The 13,974-nt window shown below is 72.3% G+C and carries 12 protein-coding genes; 9 read left to right on the forward strand and 3 right to left on the reverse strand.

Annotated features, from left to right (window positions below; translation table 11 throughout):
* Positions 1-688, forward strand: a 688-nt coding sequence (locus Q0112_RS17995; protein WP_297977407.1) for a CobD/CbiB family cobalamin biosynthesis protein, incomplete at its 5' end; no start/stop codon positions are given.
* Positions 689-722: 34 nt separating this feature from the next.
* On the opposite strand, the gene cobU is transcribed toward Q0112_RS17995, so the two are convergent.
* Both cobU and Q0112_RS18005 read right to left on the reverse strand, forming a co-directional pair.
* Positions 723-1,235: a bifunctional adenosylcobinamide kinase/adenosylcobinamide-phosphate guanylyltransferase gene (cobU, locus tag Q0112_RS18000; protein WP_297977408.1), complete on the reverse strand. Its 513-nt coding sequence runs from the start codon at positions 1,233-1,235 to the stop codon at positions 723-725.
* A gap of 179 nt (positions 1,236-1,414) precedes the next feature.
* Positions 1,415-2,746, reverse strand: coding sequence for an amidase (locus Q0112_RS18005; protein WP_297977410.1), 1,332 nt, complete (start codon positions 2,744-2,746; stop codon positions 1,415-1,417).
* A 95-nt stretch (positions 2,747-2,841) separates the two neighbouring features.
* On the opposite strand from Q0112_RS18005, the gene Q0112_RS18010 reads away from it, so the two are divergent.
* Both Q0112_RS18010 and ugpB read left to right on the forward strand, forming a co-directional pair.
* Complete coding sequence (locus Q0112_RS18010) at positions 2,842-4,068, forward strand: UbiH/UbiF/VisC/COQ6 family ubiquinone biosynthesis hydroxylase (RefSeq protein ID WP_297977412.1); 1,227 nt, start codon at positions 2,842-2,844, stop codon at positions 4,066-4,068.
* Between the two features lie 145 nt (positions 4,069-4,213).
* Positions 4,214-5,509 (forward strand): sn-glycerol-3-phosphate ABC transporter substrate-binding protein UgpB, encoded by a 1,296-nt coding sequence (gene ugpB, locus Q0112_RS18015; RefSeq protein ID WP_297977414.1) that lies wholly within the window; start codon positions 4,214-4,216, stop codon positions 5,507-5,509.
* A gap of 300 nt (positions 5,510-5,809) precedes the next feature.
* Here ugpB and Q0112_RS18020 read toward each other — a convergent pair whose 3' ends face one another.
* Positions 5,810-7,369 (reverse strand): trimethylamine methyltransferase family protein, encoded by a 1,560-nt coding sequence (locus Q0112_RS18020; RefSeq protein ID WP_297977416.1) that lies wholly within the window; start codon positions 7,367-7,369, stop codon positions 5,810-5,812.
* Positions 7,370-7,525: 156 nt separating this feature from the next.
* Between Q0112_RS18020 and guaA the strand changes: the two genes are divergently transcribed.
* The 6 genes from guaA to Q0112_RS18050 all read left to right on the forward strand — a co-directional run.
* Positions 7,526-9,088 (forward strand): glutamine-hydrolyzing GMP synthase, encoded by a 1,563-nt coding sequence (gene guaA, locus Q0112_RS18025; protein WP_297977418.1) that lies wholly within the window; start codon positions 7,526-7,528, stop codon positions 9,086-9,088.
* 37 nt (positions 9,089-9,125) lie between these two features.
* Entirely contained in the window at positions 9,126-10,622 is a 1,497-nt protein-coding gene (locus Q0112_RS18030; protein ID WP_297977420.1) for a catalase, read from the forward strand.
* Positions 10,623-10,674: 52 nt separating this feature from the next.
* Positions 10,675-11,241 (forward strand): DNA-3-methyladenine glycosylase I, encoded by a 567-nt coding sequence (locus Q0112_RS18035; RefSeq protein WP_297977421.1) that lies wholly within the window; start codon positions 10,675-10,677, stop codon positions 11,239-11,241.
* Between the two features lie 18 nt (positions 11,242-11,259).
* Entirely contained in the window at positions 11,260-11,832 is a 573-nt protein-coding gene (locus tag Q0112_RS18040; protein WP_297977422.1) for a 2'-5' RNA ligase family protein, read from the forward strand.
* Positions 11,833-11,844: 12 nt separating this feature from the next.
* Positions 11,845-12,507 carry a UdgX family uracil-DNA binding protein gene (locus Q0112_RS18045; RefSeq protein ID WP_297977426.1) on the forward strand — a complete coding sequence of 221 codons (663 nt, stop codon included), beginning with the start codon at positions 11,845-11,847 and terminating at the stop codon, positions 12,505-12,507.
* Between the two features lie 86 nt (positions 12,508-12,593).
* Positions 12,594-13,974 (forward strand): homospermidine synthase (locus tag Q0112_RS18050; protein WP_297977424.1); only part of this gene is annotated, 1,381 nt, incomplete at its 3' end.

The raw sequence follows: 13,974 nt of genomic DNA on the forward strand, positions 1-13,974 counted from the left end.
GCAGCGGAGCCTCGCGGCGCATGTCGCGGCGGTGGCGGACGGGCTCGATGCCGGGCTCGATGCCGGCCTCGATGCCGGTATCGAGGCGGGCCGCGCGGCGGTCGCGCGGATCGTCGGGCGGGACGTGGCGGCGCTCGACCAGGCCGGCGTGGCACGGGCGGCGGTCGAGAGCCTGGCGGAGAACTTCGCCGACGGCGTGGTGGCGCCGGTCTTCTGGATGGCGCTCCTCGGGCTGCCGGGAGCGGCGGCCTACAAGGCGATCAACACCGCCGACAGCATGATCGGGCACCGGACCGAGCGGCACCGCGCCTTCGGCTGGGCGGCGGCGCGGCTCGACGATCTCGTCAACCTGCCGGCCGCGCGGCTGGCGGCGCTCCTTCTCGTCGGGGCGGCCTGGCTGGTGCCGGGCGCCTCGCCGGGCGGGGCCTGGGCGGCGGTGCGGCGGGACGCGCGCGGGCACCGCTCGCCGAACGCCGGCTGGCCGGAGGCGGCGATGGCCGGGGCGCTCGGCTTCGCGCTCGCCGGGCCGAGGCGCTACGGCGGGGTGGCGGTCGAGGACGCGGTGATGGGGCAGGGCGGGCGGCGGGAGCTCGCGCCGGCGGACATCCGGCGGGCGCTCGCGCTCTACCGGGCGGCGGACGGGCTGCTGATCGCCGGGCTGGCGGTCGCGGCCGTCGCCCTGTGGTGAGCCGCGCGCCACGGGCTCGGACGGGGCGCGGGGCTCATCGCACGCGCAGCGCCTGGCCCGCCACCATCAGCACCACATGGTCGGCGGTCGCCGCGATGGCCTGGTTGAGCCGGCCGGCGGCGTCGCAGAAGCGGCGCGCCAGGGCGTTGTCGGGGATGACGCCGAGGCCGACCTCGTTGGCGACCGCGATCCAGGGGCCGCGCGGCCGGGCGAGGGCGGCGGCGAGCCGGTCGGCTTCCGCCTCGGGATCGCGGCCGGCGAGCATCACGTTGCTGAGCCAGATGGTCAGGCAGTCGATGAGCACCGGCTGGCCGTCCGGCGCCTCGGCGAGCGCGCCGGCGAGATCGAGCGGCGCCTCCACGGTGATCCAGCCGGCGGAGCGGCGGGCCTGGTGCGCGGCGATCCGCTCGGCCATCTCCTCGTCGAGCGGCTGGGCGGTGGCGAGATAGCGCCAGGCCGAGGGATGCGCCTCGATCAGCGCCTCGGCGTGCCGGCTCTTGCCGGACCGGACGCCGCCGAGGATCAGGCTGAGGCTCTGCTCAGCCATGACCGGCCCACCTGACGTCCCGCCGGAGCGCCCACCGGGCGGCTGTCGCGACCGTCGTCCTTGCCATCATCTCCCCATCCTTCCCCACGGCCCAAGGATAGCCGAACCGCGCAAGGCGGCAATCGCCATTCTCGTCCCGCGCGGGAAAGCGTCCGGTCCCGCGCCAAAGCCGGCCCGGGTCAGGCGAGGGCGCGCTCCATCGCGGCGCCGAGCCGCAGCAGCCGCGCCTCCTCTCCCGGTGCCCCCATCGCCATCACGCCGCAGCCCGGGGTGCCCGAGGGCAGGGTCAGCGCGCAGAGGCCGAGCATGTTGCCGACGCGGGTGTTGCGCAGCGCGAGGAGGTTCTCCTCGGCGAAATGCGCCGGATCGGCGAGGCAGCGCTCGGCGTTGGGCGCGAGGTTGGCGACCGTGGGCAGCAGCACGGCGTCGAAGCCGGCCGCCGCCTCGGCCCAGCCGGCGCGGATGGCCTCGAGCCGCCGCCAGCCGGCGACATACTCCGGGGCGGAGAAGCCCTTGCCGGCGCGGAAGCGCTCGCGGATGGGCGCGAACATCGCCTCGGGCTCGGCCTCGATCGCCTCGCTCCAGACGCCGTAGGCCTCGGCGGCGAAGAGGCAGGGGGCGAGCGCGAACATCGGCGCGAGCCCGGCGAAGGCGAGCGGCTCGATGCGCGCGCCCGCCGCGGCGATGCGCCCGATGGCGGCCTCGAAGGCGGTCTGCGGGCCGCTGCGGGTCGGGCCGATCGCCGAGGTGTCGAGGATGGCGAGCCGGCCGCCCTCGAGCGACGCGCCGGCGAGGTCGATCGCCGGCGTGCCCGCCATCGCGGCGAGGAGCAGCGCCGCGTCCTCGACCGAGCGGCAGAGCGGCCCGACCGTGTCGAAGCGCGGGCAGAGCGGCACCACCCCCTCGAGCGACAGCAGGCCATGGGTGGTCTTGAGCCCGACGAGGTCGTTCCAGGCCGAGGGCACCCGCACCGACCCGCCGGTGTCCGAGCCGATGCCGGCGGCGGCGAGCCCGAAGGCGACCGAGGCGGCGGCGCCCGAGGAGGATCCGCCCGGCACCAGCTCGGGATCGTTGATGTTGGGCGGCGTCGCGGTCACCGGATTGACCCCGAGGCCGGAGAAGGCGAGCTCGGTCATATGCGTCTTGCCGAGGCAGACCAGCCCGGCGCGGGTGGCGGCGGCCAGCACGCGCGCGTCGCTCTCCGGCACGCGGCCGCGCAGCAGCCCCGAGCCCGCCTCGGTGACGACGCCCGCCGTGTCGAAGAGATCCTTCCAGCTGACCGGCACCCCGTCGAGCGGGCCGCGGCGGACGCCCGCCTCGGCGCGGCCGGCGGCGGCGGCGGCCTCGGCGCGGGCGCGCTCGGGGGTGATGCGGGCATAGATGCCGGGCGCCTCGGGGTGGCTGTCGATGGCGGCGAGATAGACCTCGGTCAGCTCGCGCGCGTCGATGGCGCCGTCGCCGATCCCGCGGCCGAGCTCGGCCGCCGTCATCCAGAGCCAGGTCTCCGACATCGCTCTCCCCTTTTGCCGGCGAGCTTAGCCGAGCCGGGCGCGGCTGGACAATCGGCAAGCCGGGCGGATACTCGGGCAGGGAAGGGGACCGGGCGATGGCGAAGGATTGCGACGTTCTGATCGTCGGCGGCGGGCTGAACGGCCCGGTGCTGGCGCTGGCGCTCGCCCAGGGCGGGATCTCCAGCCTGGTGCTCGACGCGCGCCCGGCCGAGGTCCGCGCCGACCCGGAGTTCGACGGCCGCGCCTATGCGCTGGCGCTCGCCTCGCGGCGGATGCTCGAGGCGCTCGGGCTCTGGCCGGGGATCGCGCCCAAGGCGCAGGCGATCAGCGAGATCAGGATCAGCCAGGGCCGCGCCGGCGAGGGCGCCGGGCGCTTCTGGCTCCACTTCGATGGCAACGAGATCGACGAGGGCCCGATGGGCCACATCGTCGAGGACCGCTTCCTGCGCGCCGCCATCGCCGCCGCCGTCGAGGCGGAGCCGCTGGTCGGGACGCGGAACGGCGTCGCCGTCGTCGGCCAGGCGACCGGGTCCGGCCGCGCCAACGTGACGCTCGCCGACGGCGCCGAGCTGTCCGGCGCGCTCCTCGTCGCCTGCGACGGGCGCGACAGCCAGGTGGCGCGGCGGGCGGGGATCGCCCGGCGCGGGCGCGGCTACGGGCAGAGCTCGCTCGTCTGCGCCATCGAGCACGAACGGCCACACCGCGGCATCGCGCACCAGTTCTTCATGCCGGCGGGGCCGCTCGCCATCCTGCCGCTGCCCGGCAACCGCTCCTCGATCGTCTGGACCGAGACGACCGAGCGCGCCGCCGCCATCTCCCGCCTCGACGCGGCCGGCTACCTCGCCGAGCTCCGCCCGCGCTTCGGCGACTTCCTCGGCGAGATCGGCCTCGCCGGGGGGCGCTACAGCTATCCTCTCGCCCTCTCGCTCGCCGAGCGGCTGACCGACGCGCGGCTGGCGCTCGTCGGCGACGCCGCCCACGGCATCCACCCGCTGGCCGGGCAGGGGCTCAACCTCGGGCTGCGCGACGTGGCCACGCTGGCCGAGGTGCTGGTGACGGCGCACCGGCGGGGCGAGGACATCGGCGCGGCGGACGTGCTCGCCCGCTACGCCCGCTGGCGGCGCTTCGACATCACCGCCATGGCGGCGATGACCGACGGACTGAACCGGCTCTTCTCCAACGACAACCCGCTCTTGCGCCTCGGCCGCGGCCTCGGCCTCGCCGCCGTCGCCCGCCTGCCCGCCCTCCGCCGCACGCTGATCGCCGAGGCCGCCGGCGCCACCGGCGACCTGCCGGTCCTCCTCCGCGGCCGCCCGCTCTGAGGGCAGGACCGCCTACGAAGGTCGCCGAGGACGCCGGTAGGGGCTTGCCGGCCCGGCCCATGTGCATGACGATGGCCGCCACAAGGGATCGTCACGCAAGCGCGCCGCCAGAAGCCGCCCGTGCGCCGATGGAAGGGAGAACCCGATGACCGTGAAGCCGACCCTCATCGCCGCCGCCGCCCTCGCGGCGGCCCTCGGCACGCCCGCGCTGGCGCAGACCGAGATCAGCTGGTGGCACGCCATGACCGGCGCCAACGCCGAGGTGGTGCAGAAGATCTCCGACGACTTCAACGCCAGCCAGTCCGACTACAAGGTGCTGCCGGTCTTCAAGGGTACCTATCCCGAGACGCTGAACGCCGGCATCGCCGCATTCCGCGCCGGCCAGGCCCCCGACATCATCCAGGTCTTCGACGTCGGCACCGGCGTGATGATGGCCGCCCAGGGGGCGATCAAGCCGGTCGCCGAGATCCTGCCCGACTTCGACAAGAGCCAGTACCTGCCCGGCATCGTCGCCTACTATTCGACGCCCGACGGCACCATGCTCTCCTTCCCCTACAACTCCTCCTCGCCGATCCTCTACTACAACAAGGACATCTTCGAGAAGGCCGGCCTGGACGTCGACAACCCGCCGAAGACCTGGAGCGAGGTCTTCGAGGCGGCGAAGCAGATCAGGGAATCGGGCGCCGCCCCCTGCGGCTTCACCTCGACCTGGCTGACCTGGATCCACCTCGAGAATTTCGCCGCCTGGAACGACGTGCCCTACGGCACGAACGAGAACGGCCTCGCCGGCTCCGACGTCGAGCTCGGGATCAACGCGCCGATCTTCGTCGACCACTTCCAGGCCATCGCCGACCTCGCCAGGGACGGCACCTTCAAGTACGGCGGCCGCACCTCCGAGGCGAAGCAGATCTTCCTCGCCGGCGAGTGCGGCATCTTCACCGAGAGCTCGGGCGGCCTCGGCGACATCGTGAAGTCGGGCATGAACTACGGCATCGGCCAGCTGCCCTACGACAGCGCCGCCCCGAACGCGCCGCAGAACACCATCCCCGGCGGCGCGAGCCTCTGGGTCTTCGGCGGCAAGCCCGACGCGACCTACGCCGGCATCGCCGCCTTCTTCGAATATCTCTCGCAGACGGAGGTGCAGCAGTATCTGCACGAGACCTCGGGCTACCTGCCGGTGACCCTCGCCGCCTACGAGGCGACGAAGGCCTCGGGCTTCTACGACGACAACCCCGGCCGCGAGACGCCGATCCTGCAGATGATGGGCAAGGCCCCGACCGAGAACTCCAAGGGCGTCCGCCTCGTCAACCTCCCACAGGTGCGCGACATCCAGAACGAGGAATTCGAGAAGATGCTCGCCGGTGAGCAGGACGCGCAGCAGGCGCTCGACAGCGCGGTGAAGCGCGCCGACGAGGCGATCCGGCAGGCGCTAGGCAACTGACGGCCGGCCCGTGCCCCGCGTACCGCGCCCGCACCGTCTCCCCGCCGCACCGGTGCGGCGGGGAGACGGTGGGGGGGCGAGCCGGAACGGCGCGTCCCTCCCCGAGGATTTCATACTGGCTTGAAACCCTATCGAGCAGACGAGGGGCCCCGCCAACAGGCGGGGAGAACGACTGACTCAAGCGGCCGCTTGCGGCCGCTTTCCGCCGGAGGGAGGCCGCAAAGGCGGCCGACCGCCAAGCGCCGGCCGAGCGGGAGCCCCTTGCGGGCTCCCCGAGGCCGGCGCTCCCCCCGTCCACGGTCAGCCGAAGGCGTCCGGCTCCGACGCCTTCCGCCGCGCGACGTAGTCCTGGAGCGCCTCGACGACACCGGCATCGATCGCCGGCGGCTCGTAGTCGGCGAGCATCCTGCGCACCCGCGTATTGGCCAGCCTCATCGAATCGGGCTCTCCCGCCTCGGCCCAGGTCTCGAACGGCCGGTAGTCGAACACCTGGCTGCGCCAGAAGGCGTCCTTGAAGTTCGCCTGGGTGTGGGCGCAGCCGAGGAAATGCCCGCCCGGCCCCACCTCGCGGATCGCGTCCATCGCCTGGCCGTTCTCCGAGAGGTCGATCCCCTCGGCCAGCGAATGCAGCACGCCGAGCTGGTCGGCATCGAGCACGAACTTCTCGTAGCCGGAGACGAGCCCGCCCTCGAGCCAGCCGCAGGCGTGCAGCATGAAGTTGACGCCGCCGACGAGCGCCGCCTGCAGCGTGTTGGCGCTCTCGTAGGCCGCCTGCGCGTCGGGCAGCTTCGAGCCGCAGAGGGCTCCGCCCGAGCGGAACGGCAGGTTCAGCCGCCGGGCCAGCTGCCCCGCCCCCCAGAGGATCTTCGAGGCCTCGGGCGTGCCGAAGGTCGGCGCCCCCGAGTTCATGTCGATCGACGTGACGAAGGCGCCGAAGATCACCGGGCAGCCGGGGTTCACCAGCTGCGCATAGGCGATCCCCGCCATCGCCTCCGCCAGGAGCTGGGTCAGCGTGCCCGCCACGCTAACCGGCGCCATCGCGCCGCCTACGATGAAGGGCGAGACGAGCACCGCCTGCCCGGCGCGGGCATAGACCTCGAGCGAGCCCATCATCACCGAATCGAAGGTGAGCGGCGAGTTGATGTTGATGAGGCTCGTCATGTAGCAGTTCGGGCCGACGTTCTCCGCCCCGAAGAGGACGCGGCACATCTCGACCGAATCGGCCGCCCGCGCCGCCTCGGTGACGCTGCCCATGAACGGCTTGTCCGACAGCGTCATGTGCGCGAGCAGCATGTCGAGGTGCCGCTTGTTGACCGCGATGTCGGTCGGCTCGCAGACCGTGCCGCCGGAATGGTGCAGCCAGGGCGAGACATAGGCGAGCTTCACGAAGTTGCGGAAATCCTCGATCGTCGCATAGCGCCGCCCCCTCTCCATGTCGCGCACGAAGGGCGGCCCGTAGACCGGCGCCAGCACGAGGTTCCTGCCACCGATCGTGACGTTGCGCTCCGGGTTGCGCGCGTGCTGCACATACTCCCGCGGCGCCGTCGCGCAGAGCCTGCGCGCCAGCCCCCGCGGCAGGTGCACGCGGTCGCCGCGCACGTCCGCCCCCGCGCCGCGCCAGAGCGCCAGCGCCGGCTCGTTGTCGGCGAAGCGGACGCCGGTCTCCTCGAGCACCGTCTCGGCGTTCGCCTCGATCAGCGCCAGCCCCTCCTCGTCGAGGATCTCGTAGTTCGGGATCCGCCGCCGGATGTAGGGCGCCGCCTCGACCCGGTGCGCGCTGCGCTCGGCCCGCCGCGCCGCCCCGCCCCCGCCCCGGCGCTGACGCCCGGCCGTCCCGGCCCCGGCTGTGGCTTCGCTCATGGCATGCTCCTCCCGAGAGATCCCGATCCCGCTTCTACCCCCCCGGCCGCGGCTCCGTCCGGCCGATTCCGCCGCCGCAGCGTCCGCCGACGACACCCCGCCCGGCCGGGCCGCGCCTTCGCTTGCCTATCGGCCGGCCGCGCCCTATTCGGAGGCATGTCGAACGCCCCCGATCACCAGCGCCTGCTCATCGTCGATTTCGGCAGCCAGGTCACCCAGCTGATCGCCCGCCGCCTGCGCGAGGCGCACATCTACTGCGAGATCCATCCCTACCAGAAGGTCGACGCCGCCTTCCTCGCCGCCTTCCGTCCGCAGGCCGTCATCCTCTCGGGCGGCCCGGCCAGCGTCACCGACCCGGACAGCCCGCGCGCGGCGCCCGGGATCTTCACCCTCGGCGTCCCCGTCCTCGGCATCTGCTACGGCCAGCAGACGATGATGGCCCAGCTCGGCGGCCGTGTCGAAGCCGGCCACGCCGCCGAGTTCGGCCGCGCCTTCGTCACCCCCACCGACACCCGCGACCCGCTCTTCGCCGGCCTCTTCGAGACCGGCCGCGAGGAGGTCTGGATGAGCCACGGCGACCGCGTCACCGCGCTCGCCCCCGGCTTCTCCGTCATCGGCACCTCCCCCGGCGCTCCCTTCGCCATCACCGCCGACCCCGCGCGCCACTTCTACGCCGTCCAGTTCCATCCCGAGGTGCACCACACCCCGAACGGCAAGACGATCCTGAAGAACTTCACCGACCTCGCGGGCTTCACCGGCGACTGGACCATGGCCGCCTACAAGGACCAGGCGATCGCGGCGATCCGTGCCCAGGTCGGCAAGGGCCGGGTCATCTGCGGCCTCTCGGGCGGGGTCGATTCCTCCGTCGCCGCCGTCCTCATCCACGAGGCGATCGCCGAGCAGCTCACCTGCGTCTTTGTCGACACCGGCCTGATGCGGAAGGGCGAGGCGGAGGAGGTCGTCAGCCTGTTCCGCGACCACTACAACATCCCGCTCGTGCATGCCGACGAGAGCGAGCGGTTCCTCACCGCCCTCGAAGGCGTCGAGGACCCGGAGACGAAGCGCAAGACCATCGGGCGCCTGTTCATCGAGGTCTTCGAGCAGCACGCGAAGGAGGCTGGCAACGCCGAGTTCCTCGCCCAGGGCACCCTCTATCCCGACGTCATCGAGAGCGTGAGCTTCTCGGGCGGCCCCTCGGTCACCATCAAGAGCCACCACAACGTCGGCGGCCTCCCCGAGCGGATGCACCTCCGCCTGGTCGAGCCCCTGCGCGAGCTCTTCAAGGACGAGGTGCGCGCCCTCGGCCGCGAGCTCGGCCTGCCGGAGAGCTTCGTCGGCCGCCACCCCTTCCCCGGCCCCGGCCTCGCCATCCGCTGCCCGGGCGCCGTCACCCGCGAGAAGCTCGCCATCCTGCGCGAGGCCGATGCGGTCTATCTCGACCAGATTCGCCGCCACGGCCTCTACGACGCCATCTGGCAGGCCTTCGCCGTGCTGCTGCCGGTGCGCACCGTGGGCGTCATGGGCGACGGGCGGACCTACGATCATGTCTGCGCGCTCCGCGGCGTCACGTCAGTAGACGGGATGACCGCCGACTATTACCCTTTCAGCCACGAATTCCTGTCCGAGACAGCGACGAGAATTATCAACGAGGTCAAGGGGATCAACCGAGTTACCTACGACATCACCTCCAAGCCGCCCGGCACCATCGAGTGGGAATGATTCCGCACCGGTGGCACCACTCCTGAGGAGAACCAGCATGACCGACAAGTTCGATCCAGCCAATCCGTCGACCATGAGCACCGGAGCCCCGGTGCCGAGCGACCGCAACTCGCTGACCGTCGGGCCCGACGGCCCCGTCCTTCTGCACGACGTGCACTTCCTCGAGCAGATGGCTCACTTCAACCGCGAGAAGGTCCCCGAGCGACAGCCGCACGCCAAGGGCGCCGGCGCCTTCGGCGTCCTGAAGGTGACGCACGACGTCTCCGCCTACACCCGCGCCGCGCTCTTCCAGTCCGGCGCCGAGACCCCCATGCTCGCCCGCTTCTCGACCGTCGCCGGCGAGATGGGCAGCCCCGACACCTGGCGCGACGTCCGCGGCTTCTCGCTCAAGTTCTACACCAGCGAGGGCAACTACGACCTCGTCGGGAACAACACGCCGATCTTCTTCGTGCGCGACCCGATGAAGTTCCCCCACTTCATCCGCAGCCAGAAGCGGCTCCCCGATTCCGGCCTGCGCGACAACCACATGCAGTGGGACTTCTGGACCAACAACCCCGAGACGGCGCACCAGGTCACCTACCTCATGGGCCCCCGCGGCCTGCCGCGCACCTGGCGCAACATGAACGGCTACGGCTCGCACACCTACATGTGGGTCAACGCCGCCGGCGAACGCTTCTGGGTCAAGTACCACTTCCACACCCGCCAGGGCATGGAGTTCTTTTCCAACGAGGAGGCGAAGGCGATGGCCGGCTCCGACGCCGACTTCCACCGCCGCGACCTCTTCGACGCCATCGCCCGGGGCGACTTCCCGTCGTGGGATCTCTCGGTTCAGATCATGCCCTACGCCGAGGCGGCGACCTATCGCTTCAACCCGTTCGACCTGACCAAGACCTGGTCGCACGACGACTATCCGCTGGTTCCGGTCGGCACGATGACGCTGAACCGCAATCCGGCCAACTTCTTCGCCGAGATCGAGCAGGCGGCCTTCTCGCCGGGCAACACCGTGCCGGGCATCGGCCTCTCGCCGGACAAGATGCTGCTCGGCCGCGCCTTCGCCTACAACGACGCGCAGAGGAACCGCATCGGCGTCAACTTCAACCAGCTCCCGGTCAACCAGCCGCGGGTGCCGGTCAACAGCTACCAGTTCGACGGCCACATGGCCTACCGTCACTCCGGCGCCGCCCCGACCTATGCGCCGAACAGCGGCGGCCGGTCCTGGGCCGACGAGACCGGCCCGGTGGCCGACGGCTGGGAGGCCGACGGCGCGCTCGTCCGCAGCGCCTACACGCTGCACCCGGAGGACGACGACTTCGGCCAGCCGGGCACGCTGGTGCGCGAGGTCTTCAGCGCCGCCGAGCGCGCCGGCCTCGTCGAGACGGTGGCCGGCTCGCTGATCGGCGCCGTGCGCGAACCGGTGCTGAGCCGGGTCTTCGACTACTGGAAGAAGATCGACGCCGAGACCGGCCGCCGGATCGAGGAAACCGTCCGTGCCGGGGCGGCGCGCGAGCCCGTGGCCGGCATGAGCGAGGCCTGACGCGTCGGCCGGCCGGGCGACCGGCCGGCCATCCGATCCGACGGGGAAGAGCATGGGCGAGCCGCCGCCGGACAGCCGCTGCACCTGGGCCGGGACCGACCCGCTGATGCAGATCTATCACGACACCGAGTGGGGTGTGCCCGAGCGCGACGCGCGCGCGCTCTGGGAGAAGCTCGTCCTCGACGGCTTCCAGGCCGGCCTCGCCTGGATCACCGTGCTGCGCAAGCGCGAGACCATGCGCGCGGCCTTCGCCGGCTTCGACCCGGCGGCGGTCGCGCGCTTCGGCGAGGCAGACGTCGCCCGCCTGCTCGCCGACCCCGGCATCATCCGCTCCCGCGCCAAGATCGATGCCGCGATCGGCGGTGCCCGCATCTATTGCGACATGGCCGAGCGCGGCGAGGATTTCGCCGCCTGGGCCTGGTCCTTCACCGACGGACGGCCGCTCCGCGGCGACGGCCGGAGCGTGCCGGCGAGCACCGCCCTCTCGGAGACGATCTCGAAAGACCTCAAGCGCCGCGGCTTCAAGTTCGTCGGTCCGACCATCGTCTACGCCTGGATGCAGGCCGTCGGCATCGTCAACGACCACGCCGCCCACTGCTTCCGCCGCGAGGCGGTCTGACCCGGGGCCCCGGCGCCCGTGCCCGACCAGCTCCCCTTCCCTGGCTTCCGGCCCGCTCCTACCACCGACCGCTTCCTCCTCGCCATCCGCCCGGACGCCGAGGCCGCGACGCAGGCCGTCGCACTGGCGCGCGACGTCGCGCAGGAACACGGCCTCACCGGTCCACCCATCCCGTGCGAGCGCCTGCACGTCTCGCTCTTCGGCCTCGCCCCGGCGCGACCGCTGGCGAAGCTCGTAGCGGCCGCCGGGGCCGCGATCGACCCGCGCTGGCCGGCGTTCGACCTCGCCTTCGACCGGATGGCGAGCTTCGGCCGACGCAGCAACCGCCCCCTCGTCGTATTCGGCGACGACGGCTCGGGTGGCCTGCTGGACTTCGCCGAAGCGCTAGGCGACGCTCTGGAGGAGGCGGGACTGGCCCGGCCCCTGCCGCTCGCCTGGACCCCGCACATGACGCTCCTCTACGACCGCGTCCCGCTCCCCGAGCAGGCGATCGCCCCGATCGGCTGGCGCGTCCGCGAGATCGTGCTGCTGCGCAGCCTCGTCGGCCGGGGAAGGCATGTCCTCCTCGGCCGTTGGCCGCTGGCCGGCTGAGCGTCTCGCCGGATCGCGCTCGCGGGTCCGCGCGTTGCGGAGATGGAGAGGGAGGAACCTGCCATGCCCGAACAGAAGAGCCTCGCGCTCGACCCTGAGCCGCAGAGCCTCGAGGAGCTGAACCGCCTGATCGCCGCCGCCCCGCCGGTGGTCGAGGGCGGCACCCGCGCCGTCCTCGGCGAGGGGCCGGTCGGCGCGGCCATCGCCTTCGTCGGCGAGCAGCCGGGCGACCAGGAGGATCTGCAGGGCCGCCCCTTCGTCGGCCCGGCCGGGCAGATCTTCGACCGGGCGCTGGCCGAGGCCGGCATCAGGCGGGAGGACAGCTACGTCACCAACGCCGTCAAGCACTTCAAGTACGTCCAGCGCGGGAAGCGCCGGCTGCATCAGCGTCCGACCGCCGGCGAGGTGACGCACTACCGCTGGTGGCTGAAGCGGGAGCTCGACCTCGTCGGGCCGCGGGTCGTGGTGGCGCTCGGTGCCACGGCGGTCCTCGCGCTGGCCGGCAGGGCGCTGCCGATCAACGCCAACCGCGGGCCCGCGCGCTTCGACAACCGGCAGGGGTATATCACCGTGCATCCCTCGTACCTGCTCCGCATCCCGGCGGAGGCGGAGAAGCGGAAGGCCTTTCTCGCCTTCCGCCGCGACCTCGAGCGGATTCGCGCGCTGGCCGCCTGAGGGAAAGCGGCTTGCACCCGCGAGGCCGCCCGGCCAAGGTCTCGCCCGGGCGGCGGGGCCCGGGGCGGAGACGAGGGGCGAAGGCGGTGACGAGCTATCCCAACCACGGGCGCATCGAGGGGCCCATCGTCATCATCGGCTTCGGCTCGATCGGGCGCGGCACGCTGCCGCTGATCGAGCGGCACTTCACCTACGACCCGCATCAGGTCTACGTCATCGACCCGCTCGACGACCAGCGGACCTTCCTCGAGCAGCGGGGGGTGCACTTCATCCACCGGGCGGTGACGCCGGAGAACTACCGCGCGCTCCTCGGCCAGCTCTTTCCCGAGGGGCGGGGGTTCTGCGTGAACCTCTCGGTCGACACGAGCTCGCTCGAGCTGATGCGCTTCACGCGCGAGCTCGGCGTCCTCTACATCGACACCGTGGTCGAGCCGTGGAAGGGGCACTACTTCGACCTCTCGCTCGCCGACGCCGACCGCACCAACTACGCGCTGCGCGAGACGATGCGCAAGGAGAAGCGGGCGAACCCGGGCGGGCCGACGGCGGTCAGCTGCTCGGGGGCCAATCCGGGCATGGTCTCCTGGCTGCTCAAGGAGGCGCTGCTGCGGCTCGCGGCCGACCTCGGGCGCCCGGCGGAGGCGCCGAAGGACCGGCTCGGCTGGGCGCGGCTGATGCAGGGGCTGGGGGTCAAGGGGGTGCATATCGCCGAGCGCGACACCCAGGCCGGGCGCGACGCGAAGCCGATCGGCACCTTCGTCAACACCTGGTCGGCGGAGGGCTTCATCTCGGAGAGCTTCCAGCCGTCCGAGCTCGGCTGGGGCACGCACGAGCGCTGGTTCCCGCCCAACGGCCACCGCCAGGCGCAGGGCTGCAAGGCGGCGATCTATCTCGACACGCCCGGCATCCTCACCAAGGTGCACACCTGGACGCCGGCGGCGGGGCCGCAGTACGGCTATCTCGTCACCCACAACGAGGCGATCTCGATCGCCGACTATTTCACCATAGGCGAGGGGGACGCGCCGGAATACCGGCCGACCTGCCACTATGCCTACCATCCCTGCGACCAGGCCGTGCTCAGCCTGCACGAGATGCTCGGCTCGGGGCGGGTGCAGGAGACGCTGAAGATCCTCGACGAGAACGAGATCCTCTGGGGGGCGGACGATCTCGGGGTGCTCCTCTACGGGCACGAGCGGAACGCGCTCTGGTACGGCTCGCGGCTCTCGATCCAGGAGGCGCGCGGGCTCGCGCCGTTCCAGAACGCCACGGGGCTGCAGGTGACGAGCGCGGTCCTCGCCGGCATGGCCTGGGCGCTCGCCAATCCGAAGGCCGGCATCGTCGAGACCGAGGAGATGGACCATGCCTTCTGCCTCGGCGTGCAGCGGCCCTACCTCGGCCGGATCGAGGCGCACTATACCGACTGGACCCCGATCTCGACCCGCTGGCCGCAGTTCGCCGAGGAGATCGACG

The sequence above is a fragment of the uncultured Amaricoccus sp. genome (assembly GCF_937858865.1).
GTDB lineage: Bacteria > Pseudomonadota > Alphaproteobacteria > Rhodobacterales > Rhodobacteraceae > Amaricoccus.

Coding starts and splice junctions, on each gene's coding strand:
- Q0112_RS18035 (WP_297977421.1), top strand. CDS start 10,675: ATGGGCGAGCCGCCGCCGGACAGCCGCTGCACCTGGGCCGGGACCGAC.
- cobU (WP_297977408.1), bottom strand. CDS start 1,235: ATGGCTGAGCAGAGCCTCAGCCTGATCCTCGGCGGCGTCCGGTCCGGC.
- Q0112_RS18030 (WP_297977420.1), top strand. CDS start 9,126: ATGACCGACAAGTTCGATCCAGCCAATCCGTCGACCATGAGCACCGGA.
- Q0112_RS18020 (WP_297977416.1), bottom strand. CDS start 7,369: ATGAGCGAAGCCACAGCCGGGGCCGGGACGGCCGGGCGTCAGCGCCGG.
- Q0112_RS18010 (WP_297977412.1), top strand. CDS start 2,842: ATGGCGAAGGATTGCGACGTTCTGATCGTCGGCGGCGGGCTGAACGGC.
- Q0112_RS18005 (WP_297977410.1), bottom strand. CDS start 2,746: ATGTCGGAGACCTGGCTCTGGATGACGGCGGCCGAGCTCGGCCGCGGG.
- guaA (WP_297977418.1), top strand. CDS start 7,526: ATGTCGAACGCCCCCGATCACCAGCGCCTGCTCATCGTCGATTTCGGC.
- ugpB (WP_297977414.1), top strand. CDS start 4,214: ATGACCGTGAAGCCGACCCTCATCGCCGCCGCCGCCCTCGCGGCGGCC.